The organism is Pseudomonas syringae (assembly GCF_002157375.1).
Lineage (GTDB): Bacteria > Pseudomonadota > Gammaproteobacteria > Pseudomonadales > Pseudomonadaceae > Aquipseudomonas > Aquipseudomonas syringae_T.
This window is the reverse complement of record NZ_MTSA01000007.1, coordinates 93,100-114,822: the sequence shown is the minus strand read 5'-3', so window position 1 is coordinate 114,822 and position 21,723 is coordinate 93,100. Positions and strand designations below refer to the sequence as shown.

The window sequence follows — 21,723 nt, the reverse complement described above, 5'->3', positions numbered from 1 at the left end:
GATTGTACAGGTTTTAACTACGGCGTAGTCTGTACAGACAAGGTAACGAGGCCCCTATGACTGTCCCTATCGCAATCATCGGTACCGGTATCGCCGGACTTTCAGCCGCCCAGGCACTGACATCTGCCGGGCATCATGTACACCTGTTCGACAAAAGCCGCGGCAGTGGCGGCCGGATGTCCAGCAAGCGCAGTGACGCCGGCTCGCTGGACATGGGTGCGCAGTATTTCACCGCCCGTGACCGGCGCTTTGCTGCTGCCGTAAAGCAATGGCAAGCGCAGGGTCATGTCGCCGAGTGGACGCCCCTGCTCTACAACTTCCACGGCGGCAGGCTCAGCCCCTCCCCTGACGAACAAGTGCGCTGGGTTGGCAAACCGGGCATGAGCGCTATTACCCGCGCCATGCTTGGTGATTTGCCGGTGTCGTTCTCGTGCCGTATCACCGATGTGTTTCGTGGAGAAGAACACTGGAGCCTGCTGGACGCCGAGGGCAATAATCACGGCCCGTTCAGCCATGTAATCATCGCAACGCCGGCCCCTCAGACCACCGCGTTGCTGGCTGCCGCTCCCAAGCTGGCAAGCGTGGTGGCAGGCGTCAAAATGGAACCGACCTGGGCGGTCGCGCTGGCGTTCGAAGCGCCGTTGCAAACGCCGATGCAGGGTTGTTTCGTACAAGACAGCCCGCTTGACTGGCTGGCCCGCAACCGCAGCAAACCTGAACGCGACGACACCCTCGACACCTGGGTTCTGCACGCCACCAGCCAATGGAGCAGGCAAAACCTCGACGCATCACGAGAACAGGTCATCGAACACCTGCACGGCGCTTTCGCGGAATTGATCGACTGCACGGTGCCCGCCCCGGTGTTCAGCCTGGCGCATCGCTGGCTCTACGCTCGCCCTGCCGGCTCACATGAATGGGGCGCGTTGTCGGATGCCGATCTGGGCATTTATGTCTGCGGCGACTGGTGCCTCTCGGGACGTGTGGAAGGTGCATGGCTGAGTGGCCAGGAAGCCGCGCGACGCCTGCTGGAACACCTGCAATGAATCAGATAAATCCGCGCAAACTGCTGCTGTCGAAATGGACGGCGGCAACACCCGTCAACCGGGAAAAACACTTTCTGGTGACCGAGCTGTTCAAGGACGAAGAAGGCACGGTGCTGGAGATCGAGTTGCAGGCCGTACTCACCCAACGCAGCGAGCGCATGCCGTGGCAGGTGTTACAACAGGCGGATACATGGCGGATGGGCTGGAAGTAGCCGGTTTGCGTGGATTCAGATGATTATCGTGTCGATGCTCCGCCTCCGCATGCAGTTCGTGACGATTCCAGCGCAGAGGCATTGGCTCCAGCCAGTTGGAAGCAGTCTTCAAAACCCTCTACAAAGAATTTGACTTGTATACCTATCCCCCTATGATGAGGACAAGTTGTACAGAACCACTCATCTGTACAAGTCTTCTGTAGAGGTGATCGATGCCCATGCCTGCAATGGAAAAACCCAAACTTGGCATCAGTGCCTGCCTGATGGGCGCCGAGGTTCGTTTCAATGGCGGGCACAAGGAATCTCATCTGTGTACGCAGGCGCTAAGCAAGTACTTCGATTTTGTTCAGGCCTGCCCTGAAGTCGCTATCGGCATGGGCATCCCGCGTGAGCCGATCAGGCTGGTGGGCGATGCCGAGAACCCCAAAGCGCTCGGCACGGTCAACCGCGAACTGGATGTCACCGAAGCCCTCGCGGATTACGGCATACAGATGGCCGAAGAGCTGGGCGATATCTGTGGTTACATCTTCATGCAGAAATCCCCGTCTTGCGGCCTTGAGCGGGTCAAGGTTTACCGTGAAAACGGTGCGCCGGTCGATGGCGGCGGTCGTGGGATCTATGCGCAGGCTTTTTGCGAGCGTCATCCCAACCTGCCGGTCGAGGAAGACGGACGTCTCAACGACGCCGTGCTGCGCGAAAACTTCGTGACCCGTGTGTTTGCCTACGCCGCCTGGCAGCAATTGCTGAAAAACGGCATCACTCGTCGGGCGCTGACCGAATTTCACTCACGCTACAAGTACCAACTGATGGCCAATGACCCGGTGCAATACAAGGCGCTGGGCAAGATGCTGGGCAGTATGGGCCGCAGCGATCCAAACGACATCGCCCCGCTCTACTTCAGCGAACTGATGTCAGCACTGAAAAAGTGCGCCACCCGCAGCACCCACACCAATGTCCTGCAACACCTGTGCGGCTACCTCAAACAGACCATCAGCAGCGAGGACAAGCAGGAAATCCAGCAGGTGATCAGCCAATACCATCAAGGCATCGTGCCGTTGATCGTGCCGCTGACCCTGCTCAAACATCATTTTCGCCAACACCCTGACCCCTACGTGGCGCTACAGGTGTACATGCAACCTCACCCGGAAAACCTCAGCCTGCGAAATGCGATTTGACACTCATGAATGAAGCAGAAACAGACACCGAGCTGCCGGGCGACTGGCTGCCGATTCGGGAAGTCGCACGGCAGACCGGCGTCAACGCGGTCACCTTGCGTGCCTGGGAGCGGCGTTACGGCCTGATCGTCCCGCACCGCACGGCCAAAGGTCATCGACTGTATTCGGACGACCACGTCCAGAGGGTCATGAAGATCCTGACGTGGCTGAACCGTGGCGTGTCCGTCAGCCAGGTCAAAGGCCTGATCGATGACAACCTTCAGGATGCCCTGCCCCCTACCAACGATTGGGACGCCCTGCGTCAGACGCTGCTGATCGCAATCGGCGAACTGGCCGAACGCCGTGTCGATGACGTGTTCAATCAGGCGATGGCGCTGTACCCGCCGCGCACGTTGTGCGAACAACTGCTGTTGCCACTGCTGGCCGAACTGGAACAGCGCTGGCAAGGCAAGTTCGGCGCACGGCTGGAACGCACCTTTTTCTACTCGTGGCTGCGCAGCAAATTCGGTGCGCGGATCTATCACAACAATCGCCAGCTCAGCGGCAGCCCGTTGTTGCTGGTCAACCAGTCCGATCTGCCACTCGAACCCCATTTGTGGCTCGCGGCCTGGCTCGTGAGCAGCGCCGATTGCCCGGTGGAAGTGTTCGACTGGCCGCTGCCTGTCGGTGAACTGGCACTGGCCGCCGAATACCTGAAGCCGCGCGGCATCCTGCTGTACTCCAGCAAGGCACTGAACATCGCCCAACTGCCACGGCTGCTGGCCAACATCACCTGCCCTGTGGTGCTCGGCGGACCAACGGTGCAGATCCATCATGCCGAATTGCTCGTACATGCAGACGAGATAACGGGGCTGACCCTCGCCCATGACGCGCTCAGCGCTCAGATCGAGCTAGGCAGGCTCGGACTTATCTAAGGACTTCCCATGCAACTGATTTGGCTACGCAGCGACCTGCGCGTTCACGACAATACGGCCCTGACCGCAGCGATGGAACGCGGTCCGACACTGGCGGTGTACCTGCTCAGTCCAGCGCAGTGGCGCAGCCATGACGACGCCGATTGCAAAGTGGATTTCTGGCTGCGCAACCTGGTGGAACTGCAACAGGCGCTGGGCAAACTGAACGTGCCGCTGCTGATTCGCGAAGCCGACACCTGGGACCAGGCGCCTGAAGTGCTGTCGACACTGTGCGAACAGTTCAAGGTCGAGGGCGTGCATCTCAATCAGGAATACGGCATTCACGAAACCCGTCGTGATCAGGCCGTACAGCAGGCGCTGGAAAAAGCCGGTATTCACGTCGCTCAGTACCTGGACCAACTGTTGTTCAAACCGGGCAGCGTTCTGACCAAGACCGGCAATTATTTTCAGGTATTCACCCAGTTCAAGAAGGTCTGCTATTCCCGCCTGCACGAGGCCATGCCGCGCTTGGTGCGTGCGCCTTCAGCGCAGCAACCGCTGTCGATAAACAGCGATACGGTTCCTGATCAGGTGAAGGGTTTTTCCCCGCCATCGACAACGCTGCGTGAGCTGTGGCCTGCAGGCGAAGCCGAAGCCAGTCGCCGGATGGCAGCCTTCGCAGACGAGCAGATCGGCTATTACAAGACCGACCGCGACTTCCCGGCCAAGCCAGGCACCAGCCAGCTGTCGGCCTATCTCGCGGCCGGGGTGATTTCGCCACGTCAGTGCCTGCACGCCGCGCTGGCCAGCAATCAGGGTGAGTTTGAAACCGGCGATGTCGGCACCGTGACCTGGATCAACGAGCTACTCTGGCGGGAGTTCTATAAACACACGCTGGTGGGTTATCCGCGAGTGTCTCGTCATCGCGCCTTCAGGCCGGAAACCGAAGCACTCAAATGGCGCGACGCCCCCGACGAACTGCTGGCCTGGCAGGAAGCACGTACCGGGCTGCCGATCATTGATGCTGCGATGCGTCAGTTGCTGGACACCGGATGGATGCACAATCGGCTAAGGATGGTCGTTGCGATGTTTCTCACTAAAAACCTGCTGATCGACTGGCGCGAAGGCGAGCGCTTCTTCATGCGCCACCTGATCGACGGCGATCTGGCCTCGAACAACGGCGGCTGGCAGTGGAGTTCATCCACAGGCACCGACTCGGCCCCGTATTTCCGTATCTTCAATCCGTTGTCGCAATCGGAAAGGTTCGACCCTGAGGGCGTATTCATCAAACGCTGGTTGCCGGAACTGGCCGATCTGAACAAAAAACAGATCCACGACCCCGCCTCCATCGGTGGCTTGTTTGGCGTTGCCGACTACCCTAAGCCCATCGTCGATCTGAGCAAAAGTCGCGCCCGCGCCCTGGCCGCCTTCAAGGCACTCCCGGCCCGCCAGCCCGCTTCGGGTCCCGACAATGGCTGAGTTCCTGCATAGCTTCGCCCAAGGCTTTGCCGCCCTGAACAAGGACAACCTTGAGCGGGTGGCCGAGCTTTACAGCGAGGACGTGTCATTCAGCGACCCGATGCACGATATTCATGGCCTTGACGCGATGCAGCGTTATTTCGCCCAGTTGTATGCCAACGTCCATGACCTGAATTTCGACTTCCATGCGTTCGATGAAGTCCGCCCGGGAGAGGGCTACCTGGTCTGGACCATGAGCTATTCGCACCCGCGACTGGCCGGTGGCAGAACGATAAAGGTCGAGGGCTGTTCGCACCTGAAATGGCGCGACAAGGTCTACCGCCATCGCGACTACTTCGATGCTGGCGCATTGCTCTACGAACACCTTCCCGTGATGGGCCGAGTGATCAATTGGTTGAAGAAGAGGTTGGGATGAGCACTTCTGTTGCACGACGCATCTGGTTGACTGGCGCAAGCAGCGGCATAGGGCTGGCGCTGGCCAAGGAATTGCTCGACGCCGGGCATCGACTGGCATTGACGGCAAGAACGCTGGAGCCTTTACAGAATCTGGCGACGGTCTATCCACAGCAGGTCTTGCTGGTCACTGGCGACATCACCGACGGTTTGCAAGTGAAGGCGATGGCCGACCGTATCACTCAGGAATGGGGCGCGCTGGATACGGCGATTTTCAATGCCGGCACGTGCGAATACATCGACGCCCGTCATTTCGAGGCCGCGATGGTCGAGCGCGTCGTGCGCACCAACCTGCTCGCCAGCAGTTATTGCATTGAGGAGGCGCTGCCTCTGTTGCGCAAGGGCAACCAGCCCCATCTGGTGGGTGTCGCCAGCGCGGTCACGTTCCTCGCGCTGCCGCGGGCCGAAGCCTACGGCGCTTCAAAGGCCGGCCTGCGCTACTTGTACGAAGCGTTGCGCATCGATCTGGCCAGTGAAAATATCGACGTCACGATTGTCAGCCCTGGCTTTGTCGACACTCCGCTGACGCAAAAAAACGATTTCCCGATGCCTATGCGCTGGCCGGTCAATAAAGCGGCCAGGTACATCGCCGACCGCCTCAAGCGCGGACGGCGACCGCTTGAAATCGACTTTCCCATGGCGTTCATCCTCAGCATGAAACTGCTGGCCCTGCTTCCGGCGCGTCTCAGATTCGCCCTCGGCAAACGCATGGCCCGCAGCGAGACAGGCCATAAGGACACTCAATGAAAATCGCAGTCATCGGCAGCGGCATCGCCGGGTTGACCAGTGCCTACCTGCTCAATCGCGCTCACGAAGTGACGGTGTTCGAGTCTTCCGACTGGATTGGCGGGCACACCCACACGGTCGACGTGCAGGTCGAAAGCCGCTCCTATGCCATCGACACCGGTTTCATTGTCTTCAACGACTGGACCTACCCGAACTTCATTCGCCTGCTCGGGCAATTGGGCGTCGGTTTCAAGCCCGCCGAAATGAGTTTCTCTGTCCACGATCCGCGCACGGGTGTGGAATATAACGGCAACAACCTCAACAGCCTGTTTGCCCAGCGCAGCAACCTGTTGTCGCCACGGTTCTGGGGCATGCTGCGCGACATTCTGCGTTTCAACCGTCAATCGGTAGACGACCTTGAAAACCAGCGCATTGCGGCAGACACCACACTGGGCGATTACCTGAAGAACGGCGGCTACGGCCAGCGCTTCATCGATCATTACATCGTGCCGATGGGCGCCGCGATCTGGTCAATGTCACTGGCTGACATGCTCGGTTTCCCGCTGCAATTCTTCGTGCGCTTCTTCAAAAACCACGGTTTGCTGTCGGTGACACACCGACCGCAGTGGTGCGTGATCGAAGGCGGGTCCCGTAGCTATATCGAACCGCTGACGGCATCCTTCCGGGACCGTATCCGCCTGTCATGCCCGGTCAGTCGCGTAGAGCGCGACAGTGACGGGGTGACCGTACACAGCGCCCAAGGCAGCGAGCGTTTCGACAAGGTGGTGTTCGCCTGCCACAGCGATCAGGCGCTGGCCCTGCTGAGTGATCCGTCCAGCGCCGAACAGTCGATTCTCGGCGCCTTGCGCTATGCCGAGAACGATGTGGTGCTGCACACCGATACCCGCCTGTTGCCAGACCGTCGCCTGGCCTGGGCCAGCTGGAATTACCGTCTTGGCGGCGGCGAACAGCAGTTGGCGGCTGTCACGTATGACATGAACATCCTGCAAGGCATCGAGAGCGATACCACGTTCTGCGTCAGCCTGAACCAGACGGCGGCCATCGACCCGACAAAAATACTCGGCCGCTATCAGTACGCGCACCCGCAATACAGCCTTGAGGCCATCGCGGCACAGGCGCGCTGGCAGGACATCAGCGGCGTCAGCCACACCTGGTATTGCGGCGCTTATTGGGCAAACGGTTTTCATGAAGACGGCGTGGTCAGCGGGTTGCGAGTGGCCGAAGCCTTTGGTGAATCGCTGTGAACAGCGCGCTCTACAGTGGCTGGATCAGCCACCGGCGGTTTTCGCCCCGCTCCCATGAGTTTACCTACCGGATAGGTCTGCTCTATCTGGATCTGGACGAACAGGACACCGTGCTGGGGCTTTCACCGCTGGCGGGGCGCAAGCGCTTCGCGCCGTTCTCGTTTCGGGAACGCGACTACCTGCCAGAACTGACCGGGAAGGGCACGCCGCTGATAGACGCCGTGCGCGAGCGGGTCGGCAACGCGTTGGGACGCACGCCGTCGGGTCGTGTCTGCCTGCTGACTCAGGCGCGCAGTTGGGGCCTGTCATTCAACCCGGTCAGTTTCTTCTACTGCCACGAGGCGGACGGGACGCTGGCGGCGATTCTGTGCGAAGTCACCAACACGCCCTGGGGCGAGCGCTACAGTTACGTCCTGCCTGCCAATGAAACCGGCCATCAATACTTTGCCGTGGCCAAAGCCTTTCATGTGTCCCCGTTCCTGCCGCGAGATCTCGAATACCGCATGAGTTTCAGCCAGCCCGCCGAGCGGATCGGTGTCCACATGGCTGACTGGCAAGGCGAGCTGAAGATGTTCGACGCGACGCTCAACCTCACACGCGAGAACCTCAGCCGCCAGACGCTGCACCGCTACCTGATCACGTATCCGTGGATGACTGCAAAAACCTGTCTGGCGATTTATTGGCAGGCGATGCGCTTGCTCGTAAAGCGCATTCCCATTTTTTCTCATCAGGCCGCCGACGGCGAATACCGTGCAGCCGCCGCGCAATCCAAGGATCAACGCCATGAAAAGCAGTAGCAGTAGTTTTTCTGCCAATCTGGGTACCAATGGTCTGACGGCAAACATTCTGCGACGCGGCGTGTTACGTCAGCTCGCCAGCCTGCGCAATGGCCAGTTGGTGGTCATTGAACGGGGTGAGCGCCATGTGTTCGGCAAGACGGGCGCGCTGATTCAGGCCGAAGTGCATATTCTGGATTCCGCGGCCTGGGGCATGATCGCCAGCACCGGCTCCATCGGCGCAGGTGAGGCCTTTATCCACGGCTACTGGACCACGCCGGACCTCACCGCTGTGGTTCGGGTGTTCGTCAGCAATCTCGATGTGCTGGATGCGATGGAAGGCGGCATGGCGCGTCTGGCCCGGCCACTGATTCACGGGCTGCACTGGCTCAATCGCAACACCCGCAAAGGCTCACAGAAGAATATTGCGGCCCATTACGACCTGGGCAACACGTTGTTCGAGCAGTTTCTCGACCCGACGATGATGTATTCGGCAGCGCAGTTTCTCGACGACAACGACACGCTGGAACAGGCCCAGTTGAACAAGCTGGAGCGCATCTGCCAGAAGCTGGCCCTGAAACCCGACGATCACTTGCTGGAAATCGGCACCGGCTGGGGCAGCATGGCCATTTACGCGGCGCAGCATTATGGCTGCCGTGTGACCACCACGACGCTGTCCAGGGAACAGTTCGCTTACACCGAGCAACAGTTGATCAAGCTGGGCTTGCAGGATCGCGTCACGCTGCTGCTGACCGACTACCGCGACCTGACCGGTGAATACGACAAGCTGGTGTCCATCGAAATGATCGAAGCGGTCGGTCATCGTTTTCTGCCGACCTACTTCAAACAGTGTGCGAACCTGCTCAAGAGCAACGGCATGATGTTGCTGCAGGCGATCACCATTCGCGAGCAGCGTTACGCGCAGGCCAAACGTAACGTGGACTTCATTCAGCGCTATATCTTCCCCGGTGGCGCCCTGCCTTCGGTGGCGAAGATGCTCGACATCGTCGGCAGCGACACCGACATGAACCTGTTGCACATGGAAGACTTCGGCCTGCACTACGCGCGCACGTTGCGCCTGTGGCACGACAACTTCAAACACGCGCACGGCAAACTGACCGAACTGGGTTACGACGAATACTTCCTGCGCCTCTGGGAGTTCTACCTGTGTTATTGCGAGGGTGGCTTTCTGGAGCGAACGATCGGCACCGCGCAATTGTTGCTGGCCAAACCGGAGGCACTGCGCGAACCACTGCTGGGTCGCTTCAATGCTTAAAACACTCGCCAATGCGCTGTTGTTCCAGGTTGGCTGGTTTGCCTGCGTACTGGGCGGCAACAGCTACTGGCTGTTGATTGCCGTAGGCGTACTGGCCGTGCATGTTCTGTGGACCAGCTCGTGGGCCGCCGAAGGGCGACTGATCCTGGCCGTGACGCTGGTCGGCGTCGTGATCGACAGTGCGCTGATGGCGCTCGGGGTTTTCGACTTCGGCGTCGAGGGTTATCTGCTCCCCCTGTGGCTGGCCGTGTTGTGGGCCGTCATGGGCACCACGCTCAATCATTGCCTGGCGTGGACCGCCAAGCCCCGGTGGCGAGCCGCCGTGCTGGGCGCTATTGGCGGCCCGATGTCGTACTATGCCGGCTCGCAACTGGCGCAAGTCCACCTTCCCCTCGGGATGTGGCCGAGCATGACAGTGCTGGCGCTGGTCTGGGCGGGTGTGTTCCCCCTGCTTCAATGGCTGGCCGCCCGTACGACCCGCCCTTCAGCCAGACACTCGGGAGACACGCCCTGAACGCCACGCTTATTCCGCTCGCAGAGATTCCCGGCGAAACGGAAGTCACCTGCTCGACCTGCGCGGCCTGTTGCTGCCAACTGGAAGTGATGCTCATCACCGACACCGGTGTGCCTGAACGTTATATCGATAACGATGAATGGGGTGGCGAAGTCATGTTACGGCTGGACGACGGATGGTGCGCCGCACTGGATCGCAACACCATGATGTGTACCATCTACGAACGTCGGCCGTTGATTTGTCGCGAATTCGAAGCGGGGGCGGAAGATTGCCTGAATGAACGCAAAGGGATTGCGACGGCTTATCTTTGATCAGTGTTGCTGGCTTGACGCTCGTCACTGTCGTCCCCACGCGCTGCGTGGGGATGCATTTCAGGACGCGCTGCGCGCGACTTTGAGCGTGCGGTGCAGCGCAGAAATGTGACGCGGAGCATCACGAAATGCATGCCAACGCGGAGCATTGGCACGAGACTCAACTGGCTGTATCAGAACGGCATCTTGTAGTGCAGTGCGTAGCTTTCTATACCGTCGTTCGGCTCTTTGATACCGGCGTTGGAATAGTGAGTGGCACGAATGCCGACTTCGTGTCCGCCTGCGAAGCGCAGACCGAAACCGATACGGTCTTCGAAGTTGAACGCTGAACCGAACTTGCGATCTTCAACCTGCGTGTTCGAAAACACCGAGACGCCGATACCGGCTTCTACGTAAGGCTTGACGTTGCCGTTGCCGAATTCATAAACCAGAACCGGGGAGAACGACAGGCTGTGGTTATCCTTGTAGTCCTTGCCATCCCAGTACGTGTAAGCGCCGTCCCAGTAACCGGTCAGACGGCCAATGTCGCTTTGCAACCAGGTCTTGTCCCAGTCGAATTGCACACCCAGGCGATAAGCCATAGTGGACTCGCCGGTCTGCCCAACCGAAAATTCAACGCCGTCGGCCTGCGCCAGTGAAGCCTGGCCTGCCATAAGGGCCGAGAGCACGGCCAGGCAAAAGAGTCTCTTCATGAGAAACGTCCTAAATTGTATGAAGTTGTAAGAAAGTGTTGGAATTCGTTCAGTCGCACGTATAGAAGCCAGCGAGACGAGGTTAGTTCAGCCCCCAAACGCTTTTTTTCACGTTTTTTTTACAAACGGAAGCTTCTCACATTGCAGGAGTCTTGCGACAGAAAAGGTAGGATTTTTCTGAAATTGTCCGGTATGTCACTAGACCAATACAAGGTGTCGCGCGCAGGGCCGCTGGCCAGCAGCGCGGAGCGAGACAAAAGTCGCTGTAACTGCCGCGCTACGGCGGCCCCGGTGTCAATCAGAGTGACCGACTCGGGCAGCATGTCCCGCAACAAAGGCTTGAGAAAGGGATAGTGCGTGCAGCCCAGAATGATCGTGTCGCACTGCGCTGCCAGCAACGGCTCTACGTAGTGCTGCAACAATTGGCGAATCTGCGGGCTGACCAGATCGCCGGTTTCGATCAGTTCGACCAGACCGGGGCACGGCTGCGTCACCACGCGTACGTCACTGGCAAACCGGTCCAGCAAGGCGGCGAACCGGGCGCTTTGCAGGGTCCCCGTCGTTGCCAGCACGCCCACCACGCCGCTGCGCGTGGCCTCGGCAGCAGGTTTGACCGCTGGCTCCATGCCCACAATCGGCCAGTCCGGGTAACGTTGACGCAGGTGCGCGACGCCTGCAGCCGTTGCGGTATTGCAGGCCACGACCAACGCCTTGGCACCTTGCTCGCGGAAAAAACCGGCAATCGTCAGGCAGCGCTCTATGATGAATTCAGGGGTTTTCTCACCGTAGGGAATATGCCCGCAATCCGCCACATACAGCAGCGACTCGTCGGGCAACGCCAGGCGGATTTCATTGAGCACCGACAAACCGCCGACGCCGGAATCGAAAATGCCTACCGGCGCATCGCAACCCTTGCTCACCGAAATGTCAGGCATGCTCGCCCTGCCCGCTCGCTGGACCGCACACGGCACAGGCCGGATCACGCCTGACTTTCAACTCACGAAAACGGCTGGTGAGGGCATCGATCAGCAGCAGCCGCCCGACCATAGGCTCGCCAAACCCGGCCAGCAGTTTCAGGGCTTCAAGCGCCTGCAGACTGCCCACCAGGCCCACCAGCGGCCCGATCACGCCCGCTTCGCTGCAGGTCAGTTCCGCTTCGCTGCCGTGGCCATACAGGCAGTGATAACAGGGGCTTTCGGCGCGACGCGGGTCAAACACCGATAACTGACCTTCCAGCCGAATCGCTGCGCCGCTGACCAGCGGCTTGCCCGCCGCGAAGCAGGCGGCATTGACCGCTTCGCGGGTGGCGAAATTATCCGAACAGTCGAGCACCAGATCGACTGCCTGCACCGCCACACTCAATGAATCGACATCAAGCGCCGCACGATGAGCAATCAGTTTTATTTCCGGGTTGATCGCAGCGAGCCGCGCCAGGGCCGAATCAACCTTGGCCAGCCCGATGCTCTGAGTGTCATGAATGATCTGGCGTTGCAGGTTCGTCAGGTCGACATGGTCGTAGTCTGCCAGATGCAGCTCACCCACGCCTGCCGCAGCCAGATAGAGGGCGACCGGCGAACCAAGTCCGCCGACCCCCACGATCAGCGCGCGACTGTGTTTGAGCCGCAACTGACCGTCGATATCAACAGGCTGCAATAGAATCTGCCGGCTATAGCGCAGCAGCTCCTGATCACTCAGCACGGCTTGCAGCCGAATGTGATGCGCTCGTGCTCGCCCAGATCACGGCGGGTCTGGATGCGCTCGAAGCCCTCACGAATCAGCAATTCGCGCACCGCAGGACCCTGGTCGTAGCCGTGCTCCAGCAGCAACCAGCCGTCCGCATTGAGATGCGCCGGGGCCTGTTTGATGATCTCACGCAAGTCATCGAGCCCGTCGGAACCGGACACCAGCGCACTGCTGGGTTCGAAACGCACATCACCGGCGGCCAGATGCGGGTCAGCATCGGCAATGTACGGCGGGTTACTGATGATCAAATCGAACTGCCGCCCTTCCAGCGCGCTGAACCAATGGCTGTCGAGCACTTCGGCGTTGTCCAGTTGCAACCGCTTGCGATTGCGTTCGGCCAGCGCGACCGCATCAGGCACGCGATCAACCGCCGTGACCTTCCAGTGCTGACGCTCGTTGGCCAGGGCAAGCGCAATCGCGCCAGTGCCGGTGCCCAGATCCAGAACCTGCGCAGGGGCAAAGGCAGGCACCAGCTCCAATGCCGCTTCGACCAGCATTTCAGTCTCGGGGCGCGGGATCAAGGTGTGCGGCGCGACTTCCAGATCAAGCTTCCAGAACCCTTGCTGACCGAGAATGTACGCCACCGGCTCACCTGCGCGTCGCCGCGCCAGGTAACCCGCAAACGCCAGTGCCGCTTCGGTGCTGACAATGCGCTCGGGCCATGTGTGCAGAAAACTGCGCGGCTTGCCCAGGGCAGCCGCAAGCAACAACTCGATATCGAGCCGTGCAGTCGGTGATTCGGGAAGCTCGGTGCTTCTCAACAAACTGGCGATAATGGTCATTTACTCACCCAATGCCGCAAGTTGGTCAGCCTGATATTCAGCGAGTAGCGGCTCTATCACTGCATCGACCCCGCCCGCCAGAACTTCATCCAGCGAGTACAGGGTCAGATTGACGCGGTGATCCGTTACGCGCCCCTGAGGAAAATTGTAGGTCCGTATGCGCTCCGAACGATCACCGGACCCCACCAGCAGCTTGCGCTCGCTGGCGATGGCATTGGCCGCCGCGCTGGTCTGCTGATCATTCAGCTTGGCAGACAACCAGGACATCGCCCGGGCTCTGTTCTTGTGCTGCGAGCGCTCTTCCTGACACTCGACGACAATACCCGACGGCAAGTGGGTAATGCGGATGGCCGAGTCGGTTTTGTTGACGTGCTGGCCACCGGCACCTGAAGAACGGTAGGTGTCGACGCGCAGGTCAGCCGGGTTGATCTCGATAGCCTGTTGCTCATCGGGCTCGGGCAACACCGCTACGGTGCAGGCCGACGTGTGAATGCGGCCTTGGGATTCGGTCTCCGGCACGCGCTGTACACGGTGTGCGCCGGACTCGAATTTCAGCTTGCCGTAGACACTTTCGCCTTCGACCCGGGCAATGACTTCTTTGTAACCGCCATGCTCGCCTTCGTTTTCGGACAATATTTCAACCCGCCAGCCACGTCGCTCGGCGTAGCGCGAATACATGCGGAACAGGTCGCCGGAGAAAATCGCGGCCTCGTCGCCGCCGGTGCCGGCGCGAATTTCGAGGAACACGTTACGACCGTCATTCGGGTCCTTGGGCAACAGCATGCGTTGTAGCTGCGCCTCCAGATCGACCAGCTGCTGTTTGGTCTCGCGGACTTCCTCGACAGCCATTTCACGCATGTCGGGGTCGCTGTCCTTCAGCAGAGCCTGCGCCCCTTCAAGATCGCCTTGCACCTTGATCAGCTGTTTATAGAGCGCAACGACCGGCTCCACTTCGGCGTATTCACGGGAATAGGCGCGAAAGCGTGTCTGATCGCTGATGACTTCGGCGTCGCCGAGCAGCGCGGTCAGTTCCTCGAAACGGTCGCTGAGGACATCCAGCTTATTGAGCAGTGAAGCTTTCATTGCGGGGTTTTATCCGTCGAGCCCTCACCGAGGGCAAATAGTTCCTGAGCCATAGCCAGCGCATCGACGCGGCCTTCGGCAGACAGCTTCTTGAGTTGCACGCTGGGCGCATGCAGCAATTTGTTAGTCAGGCCACGCGCCAGCTGGACCAGCACATCCTCGGCATTGCTGCCGTTGGCCAGCATCCGTTGTGCCTTGCTCAGTTCTTCGTCACGCAGCCGTTCGCTTTGCTGACGATAGGCGCGCAACACATCGACTGCCGCCAGTTCGCGCAGGCGCGACATGAAATCGTCGGCGCCGAGGCTGACCAGTTGCTCGGCAGCCAGCGCTGCACCCTGGCGACTTTTGAGATTCTCTGCCACCACTTCGTGCAGGTCATCGACGCTGTAGAGGTAAACGTCGTCCAGCTCGCCCACTTCAGGCTCGATATCCCGGGGTACGGCGATATCGACCATGAAGATCGGTTTGTGCTTGCGCAGTTTCAGCGCACTTTCCACAGCGCCTTTGCCCAGAATCGGCAACTGGCTGGCCGTCGAACTGATCACAATATCGCTGTTAACCAGCTCTGCCGGTATGTCCGACAACAGCACGGCGTGGGCACCGAACTCGGCGGCCAGCATGCTGGCACGCTCCAGCGTACGGTTGGCAACCACGATACGCTTGACGCCCAGGTCATGCAGGTGCCGGGCGACCAGAGTAATGGTCTCGCCCGCACCGATCAACAAGGCCTGACTGCGTTGCAGGTCACTGAAAATCTGTTTTGCCAGACTGACGGCAGCAAAAGCCACCGAGACCGGGTTTTCACCGATTGCGGTGTCGGTGCGCACTTGCTTGGCGGCGCTGAACGTGGCCTGAAACAGGCGACCCAGCAGCGGCCCGACGGTGCCGGCTTCGCGGGCAACGGCGTACGCGGACTTCATCTGACCGAGAATCTGCGGTTCGCCCAGTACCAGCGAGTCCAGCCCTGATGCCACGCGCATCATGTGGCGCACGGCCGCGTCATCCTCGTGGACATAGGCGCTGGCGCGCAGCTCCTCGAGACTGAGGTGATGATAATCGGCGAGCCAGGCCAGGATGCTGTCGGCCGCGAGGTGATCATGTTCGATATACAGCTCGCTGCGGTTGCACGTCGACAGAATCGCCGCCTCGCGGCTTTCGGTCAGGCGGCAGAGCTGCTGCAGCGCCTCAACCAGTTGCTCGGGGGTAAATGCCACGCGCTCGCGAACGTCGACCGAGGCGGTCTTATGGTTGATGCCGAGTGCAAGGAAGGCCATTCAGGGTCGCAGGTGGTGACGTGAAGCCGGTAATTGTCCTACTTCGATAAGCTCAGAACAACCACCGCATATTATTGTCCCACTACAATCGCTCGTTGCAGACCTTGGTTTGGGGTCCGCAACGCCGCAAACACAAGCATTGCATCAGTTTTTCCGACGGCTGTGGGTTTTGCCGACAGCCTTGTGTCATGATGCTCCCACCGCAGGTAAGCCGCCCTTCTTATATATGAATAGATCCTCCGCGTTGTTCCTTGCTCTTGCTTTTCTTGGTGGCTGCCAGTCTATGGCCCCCGCCTCGTCGCAGCCCGTGCCCGCCCAGAAAGACGCACCTCCAGCGCCTGAACCCAAGCCGCAAGTCTATGGCTCGTTCACTCAGGACACGCTGGTCAGCCTGCTGAGCGCGGAGCTGGCTGGCCAGCGCAACCGTTTCGACATCGCCCTGGATAACTATGTGACCCAGGCGATCAAGACCCAGGACCCGGGAGTCTCCGAGCGCGCGTATCAGATCGCCGAGTACATGGGCGCCGATCAATCGGCGCTTGAAACCGCGCTGATCTGGGCGAGAAACGCGCCGACCGACCTCGAAGCACAGCGCGCCGCAGCCATTCAACTGGCGCGCGCCGGTCGCTACGACGACTCTTTGGTTTACATGGAGCGGGTTCTGCAGGGTCAGGGCGATACACACTTCGATTTTCTGGCGCTGTCTGCGGCTGAAACCGACTCGGACACTCGCAACGGCCTGCTCAAGAGTTTCGACCGGCTGCTGGGCAAATACCCGAATAACAGCCAGTTGATTTTCGGCAAGGCGCTGCTGCTCCAGCAGAATGGCGATTCCGAACAGTCGCTCAAACTGCTGGAAGACAACCCGCCCAAAGAAGGTGAAGTCGCACCGATTCTGCTCCATGCCCGCCTGCTGCAAAGCATGAACCGAGGCAAGGAAGCGGTCCCGCTGCTGGAAAAAAGCATCAAGAAATACCCGGACGACAAGCGTTTGCGCCTGACGTACGCGCGCATGCTGGTCGAGCAGAACCGCATGGAAGACGCCAAAGTGCAGTTTGCCGCCCTGTTGCAGCAATACCCCGATGATGACGAGCTGCGTTTCTCTCTGGCGCTGGTCTGCCTTGAAGCCAAGGCCTGGGATGAGGCGGCGGGCTATCTGGAAGAGTTGATCGCACGTGGCGCTCACGTGGATTCGGCGCATTTGAACCTGGGCCGCATTCACGAAGAACGCGAAGACCCGCAAAGCGCACTCAACGAATACGCCCAGGTCGGCCCCGGCCCGGACTTCCTCGCCGCTCAGTTGCGCCAGGCCGATATTCTGGTCAGTAACGGCAACGGTGCCGAAGCCGCCAGGCGCCTGGCCGAAGCGCGTGCCGAAGAGCCCGACTACGCGATACAGCTTTACCTGATCGAAGCCGAGACCCTGACCAGCAACGACCAACTGGATCGCGGCTGGCAGGTCCTGAGCCAGGCGCTCAAGCAATACCCGGACGACGTCAACCTGCTCTATACCCGTGCCATGCTGGCTGAAAAGCGCAATGACCTGGCGCAGATGGAAAAGGATCTGCGCACCATCATCAAGCGCGAGCCAGAAAACGCAATGGCGCTGAATGCGCTGGGCTATACCCTTTCCGACCGCACCACGCGCTACGCCGAAGCCCGGCAACTGATCGAGAAAGCGCACCAGATCAGCCCCGACGACCCGGCTGTTCTCGACAGCCTCGGCTGGGTGAATTACCGCATGGGCAACCTGGACGATGCCGAGCGCTACTTGCGTCAGGCACTCGAGCGCTTCCCGGATCACGAAGTGGCAGCGCACCTGGGCGAAGTATTGTGGGCCAAAGGCGAACAGCGCGAAGCCCGAAAAGTGTGGGCCAAGGCCCTGGAACAACAACCCGACAGCACCGTCCTGCGCAGCACTTTGCGGCGCCTGACCGGATCAGAGAACCTTTAACGTCATGTTTTTGCGCCACGTAATCGTATTCAGCTTCATCGCCCTGCTCACTGGCTGCGCCGGGCTCACCTCCCGCGAATCTGTCCAAGGCAAGGGCGACCCTGCGCAATGGCGCGAACATAAACAACAGCTGAGCAGCCTTGATGGCTGGCAGATCAACGGCAAGGTCGGCATCCGGGCACCCAAGGACTCCGGCAGTGGCACGCTGTTCTGGCTGCAACGGCAGGATTATTACGACATCCGCCTGTCTGGCCCGCTGGGCAGAGGCGCTGCACGCCTCACCGGCAGGCCGGGTGCTGTCGTGCTCGAAGTGGCCAATCAGGGCCGCTATGAAGCGCCTACGCCAGAGACCCTTCTGCAGGATCAACTGGGCTGGAAATTGCCGGTCTCGCACCTTGTCTGGTGGGTACGCGGCCTGCCCGCCCCTGACAGCAAAAGCAGCGTGACGCTTGATGGCGACAGCCGCCTGGCGAGTCTCGATCAGGACGGCTGGCAGGTGGAATACCTCAGTTATGTCGAGCAAAACGGCTACTGGCTGCCGGAGCGCGTCAAGCTTCACGGCCAGGACCTCGATGTCACGCTGGTCATCAAGGACTGGCAGCCTCGCAAATTGGGGCAATGAGCATGCACACGCCACAACTGGTTCTGCCTGCTCCGGCAAAACTCAACCTGATGCTGCACATCCTGGGACGCCGTCCTGACGGCTACCACGAGCTGCAAACCCTGTTTCAGTTTCTGGACTACGGCGACGAGCTGGGTTTTGCCGTTCGCGAGGACGGCGAGATTCGCTTGCAGACCGACGTCTCCGGCGTTGCGCATGACAGCAACCTGATCGTCAAAGCCGCCCGCGCGCTGCAGCAACAATCGGGCTGTACGCTGGGCATGAACATCTGGCTGGATAAACGCCTGCCGATGGGCGGCGGCATCGGCGGCGGCAGCTCGGACGCGGCCACCACGTTGCTCGGCCTCAATCACTTATGGCAGCTGGGTTGGGATGAAGATCGTCTCGCCGCTTTAGGCCTGACACTGGGCGCCGATGTTCCGGTTTTTGTGCGCGGCCGCGCAGCGTTTGCTGAAGGTATCGGCGAAATCCTGACCCCGGAAAACCCGGAAGAACCCTGGTATTTGGTGCTTGTTCCGCAAGTCGCTGTAAGTACAGCAGAAATTTTTTCAGATCCGTTGTTGACACGCGACACGCCGCCCATTAAAGTGCGCCCCGTTCCCAAGGGAAACAGTCGAAATGACTGTAAAGCGGTTGTAGAGAGGCGTTACCCAGAAGTACGTAACGCTTTGAATTTGTTAGGTAATTTTACCGAAGCAAAATTAACCGGAACTGGAAGTTGTGTGTTTGGGGCCTTCCCAAACAAAGCTGAAGCTGATAAAGTCTCGGCCCTTCTTGCAGAGACCCTTACGGGGTTCGTAGCGAAAGGAAGCAACATTTCGATGTTGCATCGTAAGCTACAGATTCTGTAACAGGAATCGAGTGCAAAACACTCGAATGATTCAATACAGGGGCGTCGCCAAGCGGTAAGGCAGCAGGTTTTGATCCTGCCATGCGTTGGTTCGAATCCAGCCGCCCCTGCCATTTTCTATACTCATCCAGGTTACCCTCAGCCTCTAGGTACTGCGCGTGTCCAAGATGATGGTCTTTACGGGGAATGCCAACCCCGATCTCGCTCGGCGTGTAGTACGTCAGCTGCATATCCCACTGGGTGATGTTTCTGTTGGAAAATTTTCCGACGGTGAAATCAGCACTGAGATTAATGAAAACGTCCGCGGTAAAGACGTCTTCATCATTCAGCCGACCTGCGCACCAACGAACGATAACCTGATGGAACTCGTCGTGATGGCTGATGCCTTCCGCCGCTCCTCAGCGTCCCGAATCACTGCTGTGATTCCCTACTTTGGTTATGCTCGCCAGGACCGCCGTCCGCGTTCCGCACGTGTTGCTATCAGCGCAAAAGTCGTTGCAGATATGCTGACCGTGGTGGGAATCGACCGTGTCCTCACGGTTGATCTTCATGCTGACCAGATCCAGGGCTTCTTCGATATCCCGGTAGATAACATCTACGGCTCCCCCGTTCTGGTGGATGACATCGAAGATCAGCGCTTTGAAAACCTGATGATCGTTTCCCCGGATATCGGTGGCGTCGTGCGCGCACGTGCTGTTGCCAAATCCCTGGGCGTCGATCTCGGTATCATCGACAAACGCCGTGAGAAAGCCAATCACTCCGAAGTGATGCATATCATCGGTGATGTCGAAGGGCGTACCTGCATTCTGGTTGATGACATGGTCGATACCGCCGGCACCCTGTGCCACGCGGCCAAAGCCTTGAAAGAGCATGGCGCTGCCAAGGTATTTGCCTACTGCACACACCCTGTGCTGTCGGGTCGGGCGATCGAAAACATTGAAAATTCCGTGCTGGACGAACTGGTGGTGACCAACACCATCCCGTTGTCTGCCGCAGCTCAAGCCTGTGGTCGTATCCGCCAACTGGATATTGCCCCGGTTGTCGCCGAAGCGGTTCGCCGCATCAGCAACGAAGAATCGATCAGCGCAATGTTCCGCTAAGGGTTCTCCCTAAGCCTGCATTCCGTTGACGAAAAGCGCCCCGCCCTGACATCCGGTCAGGGCGGGGCTTTTTTGCCCATACCGCCCGAGCGCTGGTCGCAAACGCAACGGCGGATGTGGTTAATTTGGAGATACAACATGAACGAATTTACCCTGAATGCAGAACAGCGTTCCGACCTGGGGAAAGGTGCGAGCCGCCGCCTGCGTCGTCTCGCTAGCCTGGTTCCAGCTGTCGTCTACGGTGGCGACAAAGCCCCTGAGTCCATCAGCATGCTGGCCAAAGAAGTTGCCAAACTGCTCGAAAACGACGCGGCTTACAGCCACATCATCGAGCTGAACGTTGGTGGCAAGAAGCAAAACGTCATCATCAAGGCACTGCAACGTCACCCGGCCAAAGGCCACGTGCTGCACGCCGACTTCGTGCGCGTTGTAGCCGGTCAGAAACTGACCGCTATCGTGCCGATCCACTTCCTGAACGAAGAAGCTCCGGTCAAGAAAGGCGGCGAGATCTCGCACACTACCACTGAACTGGAAGTGACCTGCCTGCCGAAAGACCTGCCTGAGTTCATCGAAGTTGATCTGGGCACGCTGGAAATCGGTGACAACGTTCACCTGTCCGAGCTGAAAGCACCTAAAGGCGTCGAGTTCGTTGCTTTGGCACACGGTAATGACCTGGCAATCGCCAACGTCCATGCACCGCGCATCGTCAAAGATGAAGAAGAAGGCGAAGGTGAAGAAGGCGCTGCCGAGTAATTGGTAACGTCGGAGTTGCTCAGGAAACACCGCGAGCGATAGCAGGCAAAGCGGGCGAGATCGCGGAGTTTACATCATGGTAAATGAGCACTTTTCGCCTGTATTGCCGCTGTCGCCAGCGGTTTAACCCTCAACTCCAAAGGAAGAGCCCCTGTCGTGACCGCCATACAACTGATCGTGGGCCTGGGAAATCCAGGCGCTGAATACGAACAGACCCGGCATAACGCAGGGGCTTTTTTTGTTGAGCGTATTGCTGCGGCGCAGCGAGTCAATCTCGTTCCCGAGCGCAAATTCTTTGGCCTGACCGGACGCTTTACGCATCAGGGTCAGGATGTTCGTCTGCTGATTCCCACCACCTACATGAACCGCAGCGGCCAGGCTGTCGCGGCACTTGCCGGTTTCTACCGTATTCCGGTCGAGTCGATACTGGTGGCGCATGACGAACTTGACCTGCCTCCGGGCGTTGCCAAACTCAAAGTGGGCGGCGGCCACGGCGGTCATAACGGCCTGCGCGACATCATCGCGCAGCTCGGCAACCAGAACACATTTCATCGCTTGCGGCTTGGCATCGGCCACCCGGGCGATGCCAGCAAGGTGTCCGGTTTTGTCCTGGGACGAGCGCCACGCGCCGAACAGGAAAAACTGGACGCCAGTATCGACTTTGCCCTCGGCGTGCTGCCGGATATCTTCGCCGGTGAATGGAACCGGGCGATGAAAAACCTGCACAGCCAGAAGGCCTGACATCAC

24 protein-coding genes and 1 tRNA gene are annotated in these 21,723 nt (G+C 59.5%); 19 read left to right on the top strand and 6 right to left on the bottom strand.

Going from position 1 to position 21,723, the window contains the following annotated elements:
• The first annotated feature begins 56 nt into the window (after nucleotides 1-56).
• The 12 genes from BW686_RS10635 to BW686_RS10580 all read left to right on the top strand — a co-directional run bounded on the left by BW686_RS10635 (nucleotide 57) and on the right by BW686_RS10580 (nucleotide 10,123).
• Nucleotides 57-1,043: an NAD(P)/FAD-dependent oxidoreductase gene (locus tag BW686_RS10635; protein ID WP_084916312.1), complete on the top strand. Its 987-nt coding sequence runs from the start codon at nucleotides 57-59 to the stop codon at nucleotides 1,041-1,043.
• Nucleotides 1,040-1,255, top strand: a complete 216-nt coding sequence (locus BW686_RS10630) for a TIGR02450 family Trp-rich protein (protein WP_084916310.1) — start codon at nucleotides 1,040-1,042, stop codon at nucleotides 1,253-1,255. Before BW686_RS10635 ends, BW686_RS10630 begins: the two co-directional genes overlap by 4 nt.
• A 218-nt stretch (nucleotides 1,256-1,473) precedes the next feature.
• Nucleotides 1,474-2,430 (top strand): YbgA family protein, encoded by a 957-nt coding sequence (locus BW686_RS10625; RefSeq protein WP_084916745.1) that lies wholly within the window; start codon nucleotides 1,474-1,476, stop codon nucleotides 2,428-2,430.
• 5 nt (nucleotides 2,431-2,435) lie between these two features.
• Complete coding sequence (locus BW686_RS10620; RefSeq protein ID WP_084916307.1) at nucleotides 2,436-3,344, top strand: MerR family transcriptional regulator; 909 nt, start codon at nucleotides 2,436-2,438, stop codon at nucleotides 3,342-3,344.
• Nucleotides 3,345-3,353: 9 nt separating this feature from the next.
• Entirely contained in the window at nucleotides 3,354-4,802 is a 1,449-nt protein-coding gene (phrB, locus tag BW686_RS10615) for a deoxyribodipyrimidine photo-lyase (protein ID WP_084916304.1), read from the top strand.
• Nucleotides 4,795-5,217: a nuclear transport factor 2 family protein gene (locus BW686_RS10610; RefSeq protein WP_084916301.1), complete on the top strand. Its 423-nt coding sequence runs from the start codon at nucleotides 4,795-4,797 to the stop codon at nucleotides 5,215-5,217. The genes phrB and BW686_RS10610 overlap by 8 nt, the downstream gene beginning before the upstream one ends.
• Nucleotides 5,214-6,002: an SDR family NAD(P)-dependent oxidoreductase gene (locus BW686_RS10605; protein WP_084916299.1), complete on the top strand. Its 789-nt coding sequence runs from the start codon at nucleotides 5,214-5,216 to the stop codon at nucleotides 6,000-6,002. Before BW686_RS10610 ends, BW686_RS10605 begins: the two co-directional genes overlap by 4 nt.
• Nucleotides 5,999-7,246 carry an NAD(P)/FAD-dependent oxidoreductase gene (locus BW686_RS10600; RefSeq protein ID WP_084916297.1) on the top strand — a complete coding sequence of 416 codons (1,248 nt, stop codon included), beginning with the start codon at nucleotides 5,999-6,001 and terminating at the stop codon, nucleotides 7,244-7,246. Before BW686_RS10605 ends, BW686_RS10600 begins: the two co-directional genes overlap by 4 nt.
• Complete coding sequence (locus BW686_RS10595) at nucleotides 7,243-8,043, top strand: DUF1365 domain-containing protein (protein ID WP_084916294.1); 801 nt, start codon at nucleotides 7,243-7,245, stop codon at nucleotides 8,041-8,043. The genes BW686_RS10600 and BW686_RS10595 overlap by 4 nt, the downstream gene beginning before the upstream one ends.
• Nucleotides 8,030-9,298 (top strand): SAM-dependent methyltransferase, encoded by a 1,269-nt coding sequence (locus tag BW686_RS10590; RefSeq protein WP_084916292.1) that lies wholly within the window; start codon nucleotides 8,030-8,032, stop codon nucleotides 9,296-9,298. Before BW686_RS10595 ends, BW686_RS10590 begins: the two co-directional genes overlap by 14 nt.
• Complete coding sequence (locus BW686_RS10585) at nucleotides 9,291-9,812, top strand: DUF2878 domain-containing protein (RefSeq protein WP_084916285.1); 522 nt, start codon at nucleotides 9,291-9,293, stop codon at nucleotides 9,810-9,812. The genes BW686_RS10590 and BW686_RS10585 overlap by 8 nt, the downstream gene beginning before the upstream one ends.
• Nucleotides 9,755-10,123 (top strand): YkgJ family cysteine cluster protein, encoded by a 369-nt coding sequence (locus BW686_RS10580; RefSeq protein ID WP_373271000.1) that lies wholly within the window; start codon nucleotides 9,755-9,757, stop codon nucleotides 10,121-10,123. The genes BW686_RS10585 and BW686_RS10580 overlap by 58 nt, the downstream gene beginning before the upstream one ends.
• Nucleotides 10,124-10,296: 173 nt before the next feature.
• On the opposite strand, the gene BW686_RS10570 is transcribed toward BW686_RS10580, so the two are convergent.
• From BW686_RS10570 to hemA, 6 genes are all read right to left on the bottom strand, one after another.
• Nucleotides 10,297-10,815 carry an acyloxyacyl hydrolase gene (locus BW686_RS10570; protein ID WP_005891163.1) on the bottom strand — a complete coding sequence of 173 codons (519 nt, stop codon included), beginning with the start codon at nucleotides 10,813-10,815 and terminating at the stop codon, nucleotides 10,297-10,299.
• 119 nt (nucleotides 10,816-10,934) lie between these two features.
• Nucleotides 10,935-11,750, bottom strand: coding sequence for a glutamate racemase (gene murI, locus BW686_RS10565; protein ID WP_084916282.1), 816 nt, complete (start codon nucleotides 11,748-11,750; stop codon nucleotides 10,935-10,937).
• Entirely contained in the window at nucleotides 11,743-12,513 is a 771-nt protein-coding gene (locus tag BW686_RS10560; RefSeq protein ID WP_179149234.1) for a molybdopterin-synthase adenylyltransferase MoeB, read from the bottom strand. Before BW686_RS10560 ends, murI begins: the two co-directional genes overlap by 8 nt.
• A complete protein-coding gene (gene prmC, locus BW686_RS10555) occupies nucleotides 12,507-13,340 on the bottom strand; it encodes a peptide chain release factor N(5)-glutamine methyltransferase (RefSeq protein ID WP_084916276.1) in 834 nt (277 codons plus the stop codon). The genes BW686_RS10560 and prmC overlap by 7 nt, the downstream gene beginning before the upstream one ends.
• On the bottom strand, nucleotides 13,341-14,423 hold the full coding sequence (prfA, locus tag BW686_RS10550) for a peptide chain release factor 1 (protein ID WP_084916274.1): 1,083 nt from the start codon (nucleotides 14,421-14,423) through the stop codon (nucleotides 13,341-13,343).
• On the bottom strand, nucleotides 14,420-15,697 hold the full coding sequence (gene hemA / locus BW686_RS10545) for a glutamyl-tRNA reductase (RefSeq protein ID WP_005891147.1): 1,278 nt from the start codon (nucleotides 15,695-15,697) through the stop codon (nucleotides 14,420-14,422). The genes prfA and hemA overlap by 4 nt, the downstream gene beginning before the upstream one ends.
• Nucleotides 15,698-15,923: 226 nt before the next feature.
• On the opposite strand from hemA, the gene BW686_RS10540 reads away from it, so the two are divergent.
• The 7 genes from BW686_RS10540 to pth all read left to right on the top strand — a co-directional run bounded on the left by BW686_RS10540 (nucleotide 15,924) and on the right by pth (nucleotide 21,717).
• Nucleotides 15,924-17,651, top strand: coding sequence for a tetratricopeptide repeat protein (locus BW686_RS10540; RefSeq protein WP_084916271.1), 1,728 nt, complete (start codon nucleotides 15,924-15,926; stop codon nucleotides 17,649-17,651).
• Nucleotides 17,652-17,655: 4 nt separating this feature from the next.
• The gene (gene lolB / locus BW686_RS10535; RefSeq protein ID WP_084916268.1) at nucleotides 17,656-18,273 is read left to right on the top strand and encodes a lipoprotein insertase outer membrane protein LolB; all 618 of its coding nucleotides are present in this window, start codon (nucleotides 17,656-17,658) and stop codon (nucleotides 18,271-18,273) included.
• A 2-nt stretch (nucleotides 18,274-18,275) separates the two neighbouring features.
• On the top strand, nucleotides 18,276-19,124 hold the full coding sequence (gene ispE / locus BW686_RS10530) for a 4-(cytidine 5'-diphospho)-2-C-methyl-D-erythritol kinase (RefSeq protein WP_084916740.1): 849 nt from the start codon (nucleotides 18,276-18,278) through the stop codon (nucleotides 19,122-19,124).
• A gap of 37 nt (nucleotides 19,125-19,161) precedes the next feature.
• Nucleotides 19,162-19,236 (top strand) — tRNA-Gln (locus BW686_RS10525).
• A 45-nt stretch (nucleotides 19,237-19,281) separates the two neighbouring features.
• A complete protein-coding gene (locus BW686_RS10520; protein WP_003317125.1) occupies nucleotides 19,282-20,223 on the top strand; it encodes a ribose-phosphate pyrophosphokinase in 942 nt (313 codons plus the stop codon).
• Between the two features lie 138 nt (nucleotides 20,224-20,361).
• Nucleotides 20,362-20,976, top strand: a complete 615-nt coding sequence (locus BW686_RS10515) for a 50S ribosomal protein L25/general stress protein Ctc (RefSeq protein ID WP_084916266.1) — start codon at nucleotides 20,362-20,364, stop codon at nucleotides 20,974-20,976.
• A 156-nt stretch (nucleotides 20,977-21,132) separates the two neighbouring features.
• The gene (gene pth, locus BW686_RS10510) at nucleotides 21,133-21,717 is read left to right on the top strand and encodes an aminoacyl-tRNA hydrolase (RefSeq protein WP_003317127.1); all 585 of its coding nucleotides are present in this window, start codon (nucleotides 21,133-21,135) and stop codon (nucleotides 21,715-21,717) included.
• The last annotated feature ends 6 nt before the right edge of the window (nucleotides 21,718-21,723 follow it).